The 14,480-nt window shown below is 69.1% G+C and carries 8 protein-coding genes and 1 riboswitch; of the genes, 3 read left to right on the plus strand and 5 right to left on the minus strand.

Annotated elements, in window-relative coordinates; translation table 11 throughout:
• Positions 1–465 precede the first annotated feature (465 nt).
• Positions 466–1,911, minus strand: a complete 1,446-nt coding sequence (gene ahcY / locus ISP17_RS03610; protein ID WP_404630145.1) for an adenosylhomocysteinase — start codon at positions 1,909–1,911, stop codon at positions 466–468.
• Positions 1,912–1,949: 38 nt separating this feature from the next.
• Positions 1,950–2,072: riboswitch (S-adenosyl-L-homocysteine riboswitch) on the minus strand.
• Between the two features lie 132 nt (positions 2,073–2,204).
• Here ahcY and ppc point away from each other — a divergent pair.
• Both ppc and ISP17_RS03620 read left to right on the plus strand, forming a co-directional pair.
• Positions 2,205–4,946 carry a phosphoenolpyruvate carboxylase gene (gene ppc, locus ISP17_RS03615; RefSeq protein ID WP_404630146.1) on the plus strand — a complete coding sequence of 914 codons (2,742 nt, stop codon included), beginning with the start codon at positions 2,205–2,207 and terminating at the stop codon, positions 4,944–4,946.
• A gap of 98 nt (positions 4,947–5,044) precedes the next feature.
• Positions 5,045–5,668 carry a TIGR00645 family protein gene (locus ISP17_RS03620; RefSeq protein ID WP_404630147.1) on the plus strand — a complete coding sequence of 208 codons (624 nt, stop codon included), beginning with the start codon at positions 5,045–5,047 and terminating at the stop codon, positions 5,666–5,668.
• 36 nt (positions 5,669–5,704) lie between these two features.
• On the opposite strand, the gene ISP17_RS03625 is transcribed toward ISP17_RS03620, so the two are convergent.
• From ISP17_RS03625 to ISP17_RS03640, 4 genes are all read right to left on the minus strand, one after another.
• Positions 5,705–8,830, minus strand: coding sequence for an efflux RND transporter permease subunit (locus tag ISP17_RS03625; RefSeq protein ID WP_404630148.1), 3,126 nt, complete (start codon positions 8,828–8,830; stop codon positions 5,705–5,707).
• Positions 8,827–10,023, minus strand: coding sequence for an efflux RND transporter periplasmic adaptor subunit (locus ISP17_RS03630; RefSeq protein WP_404630149.1), 1,197 nt, complete (start codon positions 10,021–10,023; stop codon positions 8,827–8,829). Before ISP17_RS03630 ends, ISP17_RS03625 begins: the two co-directional genes overlap by 4 nt.
• Positions 10,013–11,566 carry an efflux transporter outer membrane subunit gene (locus ISP17_RS03635; RefSeq protein ID WP_404630150.1) on the minus strand — a complete coding sequence of 518 codons (1,554 nt, stop codon included), beginning with the start codon at positions 11,564–11,566 and terminating at the stop codon, positions 10,013–10,015. Before ISP17_RS03635 ends, ISP17_RS03630 begins: the two co-directional genes overlap by 11 nt.
• Before the next feature lie 273 nt (positions 11,567–11,839).
• Positions 11,840–13,720, minus strand: a complete 1,881-nt coding sequence (locus tag ISP17_RS03640) for an ATP-binding cassette domain-containing protein (protein ID WP_404630151.1) — start codon at positions 13,718–13,720, stop codon at positions 11,840–11,842.
• A gap of 100 nt (positions 13,721–13,820) precedes the next feature.
• On the opposite strand from ISP17_RS03640, the gene ISP17_RS03645 reads away from it, so the two are divergent.
• Positions 13,821–14,423, plus strand: coding sequence for a class I SAM-dependent methyltransferase (locus ISP17_RS03645; protein ID WP_404630152.1), 603 nt, complete (start codon positions 13,821–13,823; stop codon positions 14,421–14,423).
• The last annotated feature ends 57 nt before the right edge of the window (positions 14,424–14,480 follow it).

Below are 14,480 nucleotides of genomic sequence, written 5' to 3' on the forward strand. Positions count from 1 at the left end.
GCCGGCCGGCGTGGAAAGGGGGAATACTCATACCCCCTTGGGTATGTTGCTAGATACCCCTTTTTGCCGCGACATGTCATGCCGCGATGCGGCAAAACCCCCTGGCCGGCCATCGCCAGCCAGGCCTGCCGTGCATGCCAAGAGCGTGCTGCCGGGGGCGGCGGCGCCCGGGGTGTCGCCCATGCGGGCAGGTGAATGGCGCGTGGTGGGCATCGCCGAGCACGCGGCAGGTCGTGGGATACGAGGCGCGGCCTGGGCTGCGGGCAAGGGCGCTCGCAGCGCGCAGTCCATGGTTCGTCAGGGAGGGGTGCCGTCACGGGCGCGTGAAAGGGGGAGGGGGTATCGCCGTGGCGGCGTTCCCGCTCAAGAGGCACCGGTCCGCTCGATTCTTGAGTGACGCCCGGAAAACGACGAAGGGCGCATCGCTGCGCCCTTCGCCTGTCACTTTTGCGGTGCGAACACCGATCAGTAGCGGTAGTGCTCCGGCTTGTACGGGCCTTCCTTGGACACGCCCAGATACGCGGCCTGGGCGTCGGTCAGCGTGGTCAGCTTCACGCCGATCTTTTCCAGGTGCAGGCGGGCCACTTCCTCGTCCAGCTTCTTGGGCAGGATGTAGACCTTCTTCTCGTAGCTGTCCTTGTTCGCCCACAGGTCGATCTGCGCCAGCGTCTGGTTGGAGAACGAGTTGGACATCACGAAGCTCGGGTGGCCGGTGGCGCAACCCAGGTTCACCAGGCGGCCTTCGGCCAGCAGGAAGATCGCGCGGCCGTCCTTGAACGTGTACTTGTCCACCTGCGGCTTGATGTTGAGCTTGGTCACGCCGGGGAACTTGTTCAGCGCGTCGACCTGGATCTCGTTGTCGAAGTGGCCGATGTTGCAGACGATGGCCTGATCCTTCATCTGGCTCAGGTGCTCGATGGTCAGCACGTCCTTGTTGCCGGTGGTGGTGACGTAGATGTCACCGCGGCCCAGCGTGCTCTCCACCGTGTTCACTTCGAAGCCTTCCATCGACGCCTGCAGGGCGTTGATCGGGTCGATCTCGGTCACCACCACGCGCGCGCCGTACGCACGCAGGCTGTGTGCCGAACCCTTGCCGACGTCGCCGTAGCCGCACACCACGGCCACCTTGCCGGCCAGCATCACGTCCATCGCGCGCTTCAGGCCGTCGGCCAGCGACTCGCGGCAGCCGTACAGGTTGTCGAACTTGCTCTTGGTGACCGAGTCGTTGACGTTGATCGCCGGCACCAGCAGCTTGCCGGCCTCCAGCATCTGGTACAGGCGGTGCACGCCGGTGGTGGTCTCCTCGGAGACGCCCTTCCAGTCGCGCACGACGGTGTGCCAGAAACCCGGGCGCTCGCTCGCCACGCGCTTGAGCAGGTTCTTGATCACCTGCTCCTCGTGGCTCTCCGAGGCCGAGTTGACCCAGTCCGAACCGTTCTCCAGCTCGTAGCCCTTGTGGATCAGCAGCGTCACGTCGCCGCCGTCGTCCACCACCAGCTGCGGGCCGAGGAAGGTGTCCGCGCCGTTGCCGGGGAAGGTCAGCGCGTCCAGCGTGCAGTCCCAGTACTCCTCCAGCGTCTCGCCCTTCCAGGCGAACACCGGGGTGCCGGTGGCGGCGATCGCTGCGGCGGCGTGGTCTTGGGTGGAGAAGATGTTGCACGAGGCCCAGCGCACGTCGGCACCGATGTCCTTCAGCGTCTCGATCAGCACTGCGGTCTGGATCGTCATGTGCAGCGAGCCGGTCACGCGCACGCCCTTCAGCGGCGCACTCGGGGCGTACTTCTTGCGGATCGACATCAGGCCCGGCATCTCGTGCTCGGCGATGTCCAGTTCCTTGCGGCCGAACTCGGCCAGGCCGATGTCGGCAATCTTGTAGTCGTGCTGGGGGATGTCGCGGGTGACAGCGTTCATGCATTTCTCCGGTTCGATGCGAAAAGGCTTCGCGTGAAAGCAACCGGGCGCCGTTGTGGAACGTGCCGCGCCGAGCCTGGCCGGATGGCGTGCCGGCCTCAAGGAGGCGGGCAGGGCGGACAAGGCCGCCGTCGCAAACGGTCGCAGCGCCCCTCGGCGGGCAGCGCGCCATTCTAACCGCAAGCGCGCCTCGCTGCCCCCCGCACATGCGGTCGCAGGCCGGGGAGTCGGCAAAATTGCTGCACAAGCAGCATTTTTCGTTAGGCTTGGGCGGTTACCTCACGGAGATCACCATGCACTTCCAGCCCGAAACCCCCGACCTGCCGCACGACGCCCCGCTGCGCGAGGACGTCAGCCGCATTGGTGCGATGGTCGGGCAGATGCTGGCCGAGCAGCGCGGCGAAGCGTTCTTCGAGCGGGTCGAGGCGGTGCGCACCAGCGCCATCCGCCGCCGCCGCGAAGACGAGCCGGTCGCCCTGCTGGATCGTGCCCTGAGCGGCATGCAGCCCGACGAAGCGGAGGCGCTGGCGCGCGCCTTCGCCACCTACTTCCAGGCGGTCAACATCGCCGAGCGCGTGCACCGCATCCGCCGCCGCCGCGACTACCAGCGCGCCGGCAGCGCGCCGCAGCCGGAATCCCTGCTCGACGTGTTCACTGCGCTCAAGGCGCAGGGCGTCACCGCCGACGAACTGCTCGACTGGCTCGGTCGCCTGCACATCGAACCGGTGTTCACCGCGCATCCCACCGAGGCGGTGCGTCGCTCGCTGCTGGAGAAGGAGCAGGCGATCGTGCGCTCGCTGGTGGACAACTTCGATCCCACCCGCACGCCGCAGGAGCGCAAGGAGGACGACGACCGCATCTTCATGGCGCTGTCTTCCGGCTGGCAGACCGCCGAGGCCTCGCCGGTGCAGCCCACGGTGCAGGACGAACACCACCACGTCGGCTTCTACCTTGCCAACCCGATCTACCGCATCGTGCCGGCGCTGTATGAGGCGCTGGCCGAGGCGTTGCAGCAGGTCTACGGCGTGGCTGCGCCGATGCCGCGGCTGCTCAGCTTCGCCACCTGGGTCGGCGGCGACATGGACGGCAACCCCAACGTGGGTGCCGACACCATCGCGGCCAGCCTGGCCAGCCAGCGCGCGCATGTGATCGAGCACTACATGGAAGACGTCGCCGGCCTGGCGCGCCTGCTCAGCCAGACGCAGGGGCGCGTGGCGGTCGATCCGCAGCTGACGGCCCGGCTGGACGACTACCGCGCGCGCTTCCGCGCCGCGGCGAAGAAGATTCGCCCGCGCCACGCCGACATGCCCTACCGCACCCTGCTCACCCTGATCGGCGCACGGCTGGAAGCCAGCCTCGAAGACGATCACGCCGAGGGCTACACCTCGGTCGATGAACTGGCCGGCGATCTGGAACTGATCGCCCGCAGCCTGATCGAGCACCACGGCCTGCACGCCGGCGCCTACGCCGTGCAGCGCGTGATCCGCCGCGTGCGCACCTTCGGCCTGCACCTGGCGCGGCTCGACGTGCGCCAGGATTCGCAAGTGCACGACGACGCGCTCGCCGCGCTGCTGGGCGATGGGCAGTGGGGCGATCGCACCCCGGAAGATCGCGTCGCGCGCCTGCATCCCTACGCCGGTGGCGAATCCACGCTGGCGCCCTCGGAAGAAGAGAGCGCTGCCAGCATGCGCGCCGTGTTCGAGGAACTCGGCGTTGCGCGCCGTCGCTACGGCACCGAGGCGATCGGCCTGTACATCATCTCGATGGCCCGTACCGCCGCCGACGTGCTCGCCGTGCTGGCGCTCGCGCGCCACGGTGGGCTCATTGAACCGCCGTCTCCCGGTCGAGGGGAGGAAGCCGGCACGAAGAGCACGGTTCCTCTGGACATCGCCCCCCTCTTCGAAACCGTCGACGACCTCAAGAACGCGCCGGCCACGCTGCGCGCGCTGCTCGCCGATCCGGTCTACCGCGCGCATCTGCAGGCCCGCAACGACCGCCAGTGGGTGATGCTCGGCTACTCCGACAGCGGCAAGGACGGCGGCACGCTGGCCTCGCGCTGGGGCCTGCAGCGGGCGCAGGTGGAATTGCTGGAGATTGCGCAGGAGGCCGGCATCCAGCTCGCCTTCTTCCACGGTCGCGGCGGCTCGGCCAGCCGCGGCGGCGCACGCATCACGCCGGCGCTGATGTCCTCGCCGCGCGGTTCGGTGGCCGGCGTGCTGCGGGTCACCGAGCAGGGCGAGGTGATCCACCGCAAGTACGGCATCCGCGCGCTCGCGCTGCGCAACCTGGAGCAGACCGTGGGCGCCGTGCTGCGTGCCAGCCTGCGCCCGCGCGAGGACGAGCCGCGCGAAGTCGAATGGCGCGAGCGCATGCACCGGCTCTCCGCCGCCAGCCGCGCGCACTACCGCGCGTTCGTCGACCGTGATGGGTTCGTCAGCTACTTCCGCACCGCCACGCCGATCGACGTGATCGAACGCATGACGCTCGGCTCGCGTCCCTCGCGCCGCCGCAGCATGCGCGGCGTGCAGGATCTGCGCGCGATTCCGTGGGTGTTCTCATGGACCCAGTGCCGCTCGATCATCACCGGCTGGTATGGCCTGGGCACCGCACTGGAGCAGGGCGCGGCCGAGTTCGGCGAAGCGGCGCTGGCCGAGATGGCGCGCGACTGGCCGTTCTTCAGCAACATGCTCGACGACGTCGAGATGGTGCTGGCCAAGTGCGATCTCGACATCGCCGAGGCGTTCTCGCAGCTGTCCGGCGAGCTGCACGCGCCGTTCTTCGGGCTGATCCGCGACGAGTTCGAGCGCACCTGCCACTGGCTGCTGCGCCTCAAGGGCCAGCGCGCCCTGCTGGAAGGCGCGCCGCGACTGGCCATGTCGATCCGCCTGCGCAACCCGTACGTGGACCCGATGAGCGTGCTGCAGGTCGACCTGCTCAAGCGCTGGCGCGCCTCCGGCGGCGAGGACGACGCCCTGCTGCGCGCCCTGGTCGCCTGCGTCAACGGCGTCTCGCAGGGGCTGCAGAACACCGGCTGATCATGGCCCGACTCGCCCTGCGCTCGACGTGGGGCGAGGTCACGGCGGGCTATATCTGCGTAAGCTTTGCTATCCATTCCTCCATGCACGGTCCAGTCATGCCCAACGTTCCGCCGCCCCGCCTCAACCCGCTCGCCCTCTTCATCTTCAGCTCGCGCTGGCTGCAGGTGCCGCTGTACCTGGGGCTGATCGTGGCGCAGTGCGTCTACGTGTTCCTGTTCGGCAAGGAGTTGTGGCACCTGATCCACGAGGCGTCGCACCTGGGCGAGCAGGAGATCATGCTGATCGTGCTGGGCCTGATCGACGTGGTGATGATTTCCAACCTGCTGATCATGGTGATCGTCGGCGGCTTCGAGACCTTCGTCTCGCGGCTGGGGCTGGAAGATCATCCCGATCAGCCGGAGTGGCTCAGCCACGTCAACGCCTCGGTGCTGAAGGTGAAGCTGGCGATGGCGATCATCGGCATCTCCTCGATCCACCTGCTGAAGACCTTCATCGCGGCCGGTTCGCTGCAGGGCCTGCCGTTCTGTTCGCCCGACGTGCTTGCCACGATGGCCGACACCATGAACACCGCCGGCGCGCTCAAGTGCACCACGCTCACTACGGTGGGCGTGATGTGGCAGACGATCATCCACGTAGTGTTCATCGCCTCGGCCATCGGCATCGCCTGGACCGACCGGATCATGCAGGCCGGCGTGACCCGCGTGCGCGACGGCCACTGACGCCTTTTGTAGGAGCCCGCGAGCGGGCTCCTACAACTACACCTCGAGGCGATCGTCGGGCCGGGCGACCAGGGCGTACAGGGCGGGCATCAGGAACACGCTGATCAGCAATCGGGTGAACAGGCCGCTGACGATCACCAGCGCAAACGGTCGCTGGGTGTCGGTGCCCACGCCGGTGGCCAGTGCCGCCGGCAGCAGGCCGAGCGCGGCGACCAGCGCGGTCATCATGATCGGGCGCAGGCGCAGGATCGCCGCCTCGCGGATCGCCGGTGCCAGCGCCATGCCGCCCAGACGCAGTTCGTTGACGTAGGAGATGTAGACCACCGCGGTCTGCACCGACACGCCGAACAGGGCCAGGAAGCCGATCCCCGAGGACACCGAGAACGGCGTGCCGGTGAGCCACAGCGCCACGATGCCGCCGACCGGTGCCGACAGCGCCACGCCGAGCACGGTGATGAAGGGGAACTTGAAGTTGCTGTAGAGGGTGAACAGCAGCAGGAAGATCAGCCCCACGGTGAGCGGCACGATGATCCGCAACTGCGCGCTGGAGGCCATGTACTCGGAGTACTCGCCGCCCCAGTCCACGCGGTAGCCCTGCGGCAGCTTCACCTGCTTGTCCACCTGCGAGATGGCGTCACCCACCGCGCCGGCCAGGTCGCGCCCCTGCACCGAGAACTGCACGCCGATGTAGCGCGAGTTGTCCTGGCGATAGATGAAGGACGCGCCGTCGGTGACGCGAATGTCGGCCAGCACCTTGAGCGGAATCTGCTTGCCCTCGGGCGTCGCCACCAGCAGGTTGCCGATCGCCGCGGGGTTGTCGCGGTACTGCTTCTTGAGCCGCACCACCAGGTCGAACTCCTTCTCGCCCTGCACCACCTGGGTAGCCACATCGCCGCCGATCGCAGTCTGGATCAGGCCGTTGATGTCGGCCACGTTGAGGCCGTAGCGGGCGATCGCGGCGCGGTGGATGTCGATGCTCAGGCTGGGTTGGCCGAGCTCCTGCACCAGGGTCACGTCGCGGATGCCGCGTACCTTCTCCAGCACGTGCTTGATCGCCTTGCCTCGGGCCTGCAGCGTGGCCAGGTCCGGCCCGAACACCTTCACCGCCAGCGCGCTCTTGAGGCCCGTCTCGGCCTCGTCCACCGCATCCTCGGCCGGCTGCGTGTAGTTGAAGATGATGCCGGGGAACTGCGCCAGCTTGCGGTTCATCGCCTCGATCAGCGCGGGCTTGCTGCGGTAGCTGCCGGTCCATTGCGAGTAGGGCTTGAGCGCCACGAAGAACTCGGCGTTGAAGAAGCCGGTGGGGTCGGTGCCGTCGTCGGGGCGGCCCAGTTCGTTGGTGACCGTGGTCACCTCGGGGAAGCTGCGCAGGATCGCGCGGATCTGCGGGGTGATCTTCGCCGCCTCGTCGAACGAGATGGTGTACGGCATGGTGGCGCGCACCCACAGCGCGCCCTCGTCCAGGTGCGGCATGAACTCCGCGCCGATGCGCGGGATCAGCAGCAGCGACAGGCCCAGCAGCACCACCGAGGCCAGCACGGTGCCGCGGGCGCGGGCCAGGCAGAAGTCCAGGCCCTTCGTGTACACCGACTTGATCGCCTCGAACGCGCGGTTGCGCCGCTCGCGCACGCCCTTGCGCATGAACCACGAGCACAGTACCGGCAGCAACGTCAGCGTGACGATCAGCGAGCCGACCAGGGCGAAGATCATGGTGTCGGCCATCGGCTTGAACAGCGTGCCGGACGGGCCGGACAGCACGTAGATCGGCAGGAAGCTCACCACGATCACCGCCACCGCGTAGAACAGCGGGCGGTCGACCTCCGCCGCGGCGGCGCGGATCACCTCGACCACGCCGACCTCCTGGCCTTTGCGATCGGCCAGCTGGCGATAGATGTTCTCCACCATCACCACCGCCGCATCGACCAGGATGCCGAAGTCGATCGCGCCGATCGACAGCAGGTTGGCCGAGGCGCCCTGCAGATCCAGGCAGACGAAGGCGAACAGCAGCGCCAGCGGAATCGTGGTGGCCACGATCAGCCCGGCGCGCAGGTCGTACAGGAAAAACACCAGCACCACGACCACCAGCAGCATGCCGCGCACCAGGTTGTCGCGCACCACGTCGGTGGTGCGGCTGATCAGCTCGCTGCGGTCGTAGAACGGCACGATCTTCACGTCCTTCGGCAGCACGTGGTCGTTGAGTTCGCGGGTCTTCGCCTCGACGCGCCGGAGCACGTCCTGGGTCTTCTCGCCGGTGCGCAGGAAGATCACGCCTTCCACTGCGTCGTCCTGGTCCTGGTAGCCGAACTCGCCCAGTCGCGGCGCGATGCCGGTGGTGACCGTGCCGACATCCTTCACCAGCACCGGCGTGCCGTTGTGCTGGGCCAGCACGACGTTGCCGATGTCTTCCAGCGTCTTGATGCGGCCCTCGCCGCGCACGTAGTAGAACTGGCCGCCCTGCGAATAGAAGCCGCCGCCGGCGTTGCCGTTGTTGGCCGCCAGCGCGTCCTGCACCTGGGTGGCGGTGAGGCCGAGCGCGGCCAGCCGGGTCTGGTCCAGCTGCACCTGGTACTGCAGCGTGCCGCCGCCGAAGCCGGAGTCGTCGGCCACGCCGGGCACGGCGCGGAACGCCGGCTCCACGGTCCAGTCCTCGATCGTCTTCAGCTCGGTCGGCGAGCGGTCCGGGCTCTGCAGCACGTAGCGGTAGATCAGCCCCGAGGGCGACGACAGCGGCGACACCGAGGGCGCCACGCCGTCGGGCAGTCCGAGGTCGCCCATGCGGTTGAACACCGCCTGGCGCGCCACGTGGTTGTCGGTGCCGTCGGCGAAGGTGATGTTCACCACCGACAGGCCGTACAGCGAGATCGAGCGCGTCACCGTGGTGCGCGGGATGCCGGTCATGCCGCGCTCGACCGGTACGGTGATCAGCCGCTCCACTTCCTCGGCGGCGTGGCCGGGCCACTGCGTCACCAGTTCCACGCCGGGCGGCGAGAGATCGGGGTACGCGTCCACCGGCAGCCGCCTGAGCGAATGCAGGCCGGCGCCGGCGAGCAGCAGCACCAGCAGCAGCACCAGCAGGCGCTGGCCCAGCGAGGCCGCCACGATGCGGTTCATGATCGAGGCGGTGCGGGAGGGGGTCTCGCCCCCGGGCAGTGGCTCGCTCATTGGTTTTGCAGGAACTGGACGAAGATGCCGCCGTCGACCACCACCTGTTGCCCGGCCTTCAGGCCGTCGCGGATGGCCACGTCGTCGCGGCTGCGGTCACCCAGCGTGACGTGCTGCCGCGCGAAGCCGCCGTCGGCCTCGGCGACGTAGACGAAGGGCAGGTTCTCGTCATCGCGAAGCACCGCCGACGCCGGCACCAGCAGCGCGTGGCTGGCCTGCTGCGCGCGCAGCGCCACATCCACGTACATCTGCTTTTTCAGCAAGCCGTCGCGGTTGTCCACCGCCACGCGCACGTCGATCAGCCCGGTGTCGGCATTCACCACGCCGCCGATGTTGGTGACCGTGCCGGTCAGCGGCGCGGCGCCGGCGGCACTGGTCGTGATCTCGGCGCTGTCGCCCACGTGCACCGCGGCCAGTTCGGCCGGCGTCACTTGGGCCATCACCCACATGCGCGAGAGGTCGGCCACGGTGAAGCAGGCGGTGCTGCCGGCCTGCAGCAGCTGGCCCGGCGTGATCAGCCGCTCTACCACGGTGCCGGCGATCGGCGCGCGGATCGCGCCGCCGGCATGCGCCACGGGGCGTCCGGACTGGATCGCCTGGATCGTGCCCGGGTCGACGCCCAGCGCGCGCAGGGCCTGCAGCGCGGCATCGCGGTCGGCTTCGGCGCTGGCCGCGTCGGTGGACGCCTGCGCGGCCTCGCGGGCGGACACGCCGTCGTGCTTGACCAGGTCGGCGTCCATGTCGGCGATGCGGCGCGCGTTGCGCGCGGCCACCAGCGCCTTGCTGTACGCGCCGAGCGCCGCGGCGAAGTCGGACGAGTCCACCGTGGCCAGCACCTGGCCCCTGGCGACAGTGTCGCCGGGGGCCACCAGCAGGCGCGTCACCGGTCCGGTGAACGGGGCCAGCACGCTGGTCGCGCGCTCGTTGTCGAAATCGACCCGGCCGGTGGTGTGCACGCTGGCGTGGAAGGCGCCGGCAGCCACCGCCTGCAGGTGGATGTGCTGGCGCTGCGGGGGCGTGAGCGTGACGTTGCGTGCGGTGACGGCCGCGGCGCCGGCGGCTTCATCGGGGGCATGCGAACAGCCGGCGATGAACGCGGCGCCGGACGCGGCGAGCACGCCGAGGGCGAGCGCACGCGGCCACCGGTTCACGCGGACGGAAGCGGGCGTCGTGCCGGGGGGATTACTTTTCATCGTGGTTCCGGACGGAGGTGGTCTGGGATGCGTGCGTGGCCTGCCACCAGCCGCCGCCGAGCGCCTGGAACAGCGCGGCGGAGTCCGCCAGCCGGCTGGCCTGCGCCTGCACCAGCGCAATGCGGGCCTGCTGGTAGCTCTGCTCGGCGCTGAGCACGGCGAGGTAGCCGGCGTAGCCGTCCTTCCACTGGCGCTGGGAGAGGTCGAGCGTGATCTTTGCCGCGTCCGCCGCGGTGGCGGCGGCCTTCAGGCCCTCGGCGTCCTGCTGCAGGGCGGAGAGCACGTCGGCGACGTTCTGGAAGGCGGTGAGCACGGTGCCGCGGTACTGCTCGGCGGCCTGCACGTAGGCGGCCTTCGCGGCGCGCTCCTGATGCATCAGCGCGCCGCCCTGGAAGATCGGCGCGCTGATCGCGGCGCCGAGGTTCCAGAAGCCCGAGCCGGGCTTGAACACCTCGCCGATCGCCAGCGCGGTGCGGCCGGCGTTGGCGGTGAGCTCGATCTGCGGCAGCCGGCTCGCCTCGGCCACGCCGATCTGCGCACTGGCCACATGCAGGTTGGCCTGCGCCTGCAGCACGTCCGGACGCTGCGCCACCAGCGCGGAGGGCAGGCTGAGCGGCAGGGCCTCGGGCAGGGTGAAACCGTCCAGCGTGAACGTCGCCGGGGGCGCCTCGCCGGGCGTGCGGCCGACCAGCACCGCCAGCAGATGCTGCTGCTGTTGCAGCTGCATCACCAGCGGCGGCAACGTCGCGTTGACCTGCGCCAGCTGCGTCGTCTGCGCCGCCACATCGAGCCGGCTGGCGTAGCCCTTGGCGAACTGGCGCTGGAGGATCTCCAGCATGTGCCGGTTGATCGCCACCAGCTGCTGCGTGGCATCGAGCTGTGCCTGCAGCGAGGCTTCCTGCACCGCCGCGGCCACCACGTTGGCGCTCAGCGTGATCTGCGTGGCGAGCAGCTGGTAGCGCGCGGCGTCTTCCTGCGCGGCGAGCGACTCCACCGTGCGGCGGTTGAGGCCGAACACGTCCGGCACGTACGACACGCTCACCTGCGGAGTGAACAGGTTGTAGAGGTAGGCGTTGGAGCTCGGCACCGGCGCCAGCGCGCCGGGCGGATCCTGCTCGCGGCTGGCCGAGATGCCGGCGCTCACGCTGGGCGCGTACGCGCCGCGGCCGGACAGCGTGGTCTCATGCGCCACGGTGAGGGCCGCCTGCGCGGCCTTGAGGTCATGGTTGTTCGCCAGCGCCTGCCTGATCAGTGCATCGAGCGGCGCCGAGCGGAACAGCGTCCACCAGTCCGCCGGCAGTTCGGCGCCCCGTTCGAAGTGCTGCGCGGCACCGGCGGTGACGTTGGGCGTGCCGGCGGTCGCGTGTGGCGAGTGGGCGGCATAGCTGTCGCTGGCACGGGCTGCCGGCGGCTTGAAGTCGGGGCCGACCGCGCAACCGGCCAGCGCGAACGTGGCGGCCAGCGCGCCCACGCGCAGCCACGCCTTCGGCGAGTGCGCGATGGCCGCGGCCGGGGCGCTTGCGTTGAGCCTGGAAGAGGGCATCCGGACGGCCTTCGGGGCGAGAATCAGCGCGCAACGCTATAACGTATCAATCGCTGAGGGAAGGTCCGGGGACAATCGCAAAATCCTGCGGAGACAAATGCTTGCGCCGCTTGGCGGATTAGCTGCGCTGGCAACCGTCGCGGCGGGGCGAGACGGCCGGACGCGTGGCATCCCATCGCTCGCCGGATCGCGCGCGCCGTGGCGACTGCCGTCCTTCGATCTTGCCGTCGAGCCCCTCACTGGCTAAGCCCTTTGGCGTGGCCCGTGACATGCTCAGCCGTCCAGCTCGCTCCAGCGCGCGTAGGCCGCTTCCAGCTCGGCCTGCAGCTTGGCGACGGCTTCGTTGGCCGCGGTGATCTTGGCGCTGTCCTGCTTGAAGAAGGCCGGATCGGTCATCGCCTCGCCGCGCTTGGCGATCTCCGTTTCCAGCTCCTCGATGCGCTTGGGCAGCAGCTCCAGCTCGCGCTGGTCCTTGAAGCTGAGCTTGCGCTTCGGCGCCGCTGCGGGAGCGGGCGCCGCAGGCGGATCGGTGCGGGTGAGGCCGGGTTTTGCGGCAGCGGCTGCAACGGCTGCCGCCGCGGTCGGGCGCTGGCGTAGCCAGTCGCTGTAACCGCCCACGTATTCGCCGATCTGCCCGTTGCCCTCCAGCACCAGGGTGCTGGAGACCACGTTGTCGAGGAAGGCGCGGTCGTGCGAGACCAGCAGCAGCGTTCCCTGGTAGTCGGTGAGCAGTTCTTCCAGCAGCTCCAGCGTCTCGACGTCGAGGTCGTTGGTCGGTTCGTCCATGACCAGCAGATTCGACGGCTGCGCGAACAGCTTGGCCAGCAGCAGGCGGTTGCGCTCGCCGCCGGACAGCCGGGTGATCGGCGCGCGGGCGCGTTCGGGCGAGAACAGGAAATCCTGCAGGTAGCCGATGATGTGCTTGCGCGCGCCGTTGAGCTCGATGAACTCGCGGCCCTCGGCCACGTTGTCCAGCGCGTTGAGCTTGTCGTTGAGCTGCAGGCGATGCTGGTCGAAGTAGGCGACCTGGATGCCGGTGCCCAGCTCGGCGGTGCCTCGCTGCGGCTTCAGCTCGCCCAGCATGATCTTCAGGAGGGTGCTCTTGCCGGCGCCGTTCGGGCCGATGATGCCGATGCGGTCACCGCGCATGATGGTGGTGCTGAAGTCGTCGATCAGTACGCGGCCGTCGTAGGCCTGGTGCACGTGCTCGAGGTCGATCACCTTCTTGCCCGAGGCCTGCGCATTGGCCGCGGTCATCTTCACGTTGCCGCTGAGGTTGCGCCGCTCGGCGCGCTCGTTGCGCAGCGCTTTCAGCGCGCGCACGCGGCCCTCGTTGCGGGTGCGCCGGGCCTTGATGCCCTGGCGGATCCACACTTCTTCCTGTGCCAGCTTCTTGTCGAACAGCGCGTTGGCCTGCGATTCGGCGTGCAGGCGCTCCTCGCGGCGGCGCAGGTAGTTGTCGTAGTCGCCCGGCCAGTCGGTGAGCGCGCCGCGGTCGATCTCGACGATGCGGGTGGCCAGCGCACGCAGGAAGCTGCGGTCATGGGTGACGAACAGGATGCTGCCTTCGAACTGCTTGAGGAAGTTTTCCAGCCAGCCGATCGCCTCGATGTCGAGGTGGTTGGTGGGCTCGTCCAGCAGCAGTACATCGGGCTTGCGCACCAGCGCCTGCGCCAGCAGCACGCGGCGCTTCATGCCGCCGGAGAGCGCGTTGAAGTCGGTGTCGGCGGGGAGTTCGAGCTTGGTGATCACCTCGGTGACCCGACGATCCAGATCCCAGCCGTGCTGCGCCTCGATTTCGTGCTGCACGTCGCCGAGCGCGTCGAAGTCGCCCTCGTGCAGCAGGTGGTGGTAGCGCGCCAGCAGGCGGCCGAGGTCGCCCAGGCCTTCGGAGACCACGTCGAACACGGTGCCTTCCGTGCCCTGCGGCACTTCCTGCGCCATGCGCGCGATCACCACGCCGTTCTGCACGCGGATCTCGCCGTCGTCGGCCTGCAGCTCGCCGGCGATCAGCTTCATCAGGGTGGATTTGCCTTCGCCGTTGCGACCGACGATGCACACGCGCTCGTTGCGCTCGATCGACAGATCGACGTGTTCGAGCAGGAGGGGGCCGCCGATAGAGAAGTCGACGTTCTGCAATTGGATAAGAGACATCCGCCCATTGTACGGGGCGGGCCCGGTGTTCCGCTGGAACGGGCCATGCGGCCCGGGTCCGGCTGGTCTAGACTTCGCCGGCTTTCCACCGGGAATCGGCATGAATCGCTGGAACGAACGCTACGCGGGCGAGGATTTCCTGTTCGGCACCGCGCCGAACACGTTCCTCGTGGCCCAGCGCGCCCGCCTGCCGCAGCACGGCACGGCGTTGGCGGTGGCCGACGGCGAGGGCCGCAACGGTGTGTGGTTGGCCGAGCAGGGGCTGGACGTGCTGGCGGTGGACGCCTCCGACGTGGCGCTGGCCAAGAGCCGTCGCCTCGCCGCCGAGCGCGGTGTGCGCATGGCCTGGGAGCTGGCCGACCTGTCGAGCTGGGACTTCGGCCGCGAACGCTTCGACGTGATCGCTGCGATCTTCATCCAGTTCGCCGATCCTGCACTGCGCACGCGCCTGTTTGCCGGCATGAGCGCAGCGCTGAAGCCGGGTGGCGTGCTGCTGCTGGAGGGCTATCGGCCGGAGCAGCTCGGCTATGGCACGGGTGGGCCGTCGGAGGTCGCCAACCTGTATACCGAGGCGATGCTGCGCGGGGCGTTCGCCGACCTGGCGATCGAGCACCTAGCCGCGTACGACGCCGAGATCCACGAGGGCAGCGGGCATCGCGGCATTTCGGCACTGATCGACCTGGTGGCGCGCAAGCCGGGCTGAGACACGATGCTGCGCCGCCGGTGCGGCGTGGCGGCGAGAGACCTTTCGGGGGAAGGG

Source organism: Dyella ginsengisoli (assembly GCF_044904665.1).
Lineage (GTDB): Bacteria > Pseudomonadota > Gammaproteobacteria > Xanthomonadales > Rhodanobacteraceae > Dyella_A > Dyella_A ginsengisoli.

Coding starts and splice junctions, on each gene's coding strand:
- ahcY (WP_404630145.1), bottom strand. CDS start 1,911: ATGAACGCTGTCACCCGCGACATCCCCCAGCACGACTACAAGATTGCC.
- ppc (WP_404630146.1), top strand. CDS start 2,205: ATGCACTTCCAGCCCGAAACCCCCGACCTGCCGCACGACGCCCCGCTG.
- ISP17_RS03620 (WP_404630147.1), top strand. CDS start 5,045: ATGCCCAACGTTCCGCCGCCCCGCCTCAACCCGCTCGCCCTCTTCATC.
- ISP17_RS03625 (WP_404630148.1), bottom strand. CDS start 8,830: ATGAGCGAGCCACTGCCCGGGGGCGAGACCCCCTCCCGCACCGCCTCG.
- ISP17_RS03630 (WP_404630149.1), bottom strand. CDS start 10,023: ATGAAAAGTAATCCCCCCGGCACGACGCCCGCTTCCGTCCGCGTGAAC.
- ISP17_RS03635 (WP_404630150.1), bottom strand. CDS start 11,566: ATGCCCTCTTCCAGGCTCAACGCAAGCGCCCCGGCCGCGGCCATCGCG.
- ISP17_RS03640 (WP_404630151.1), bottom strand. CDS start 13,720: ATGTCTCTTATCCAATTGCAGAACGTCGACTTCTCTATCGGCGGCCCC.
- ISP17_RS03645 (WP_404630152.1), top strand. CDS start 13,821: ATGAATCGCTGGAACGAACGCTACGCGGGCGAGGATTTCCTGTTCGGC.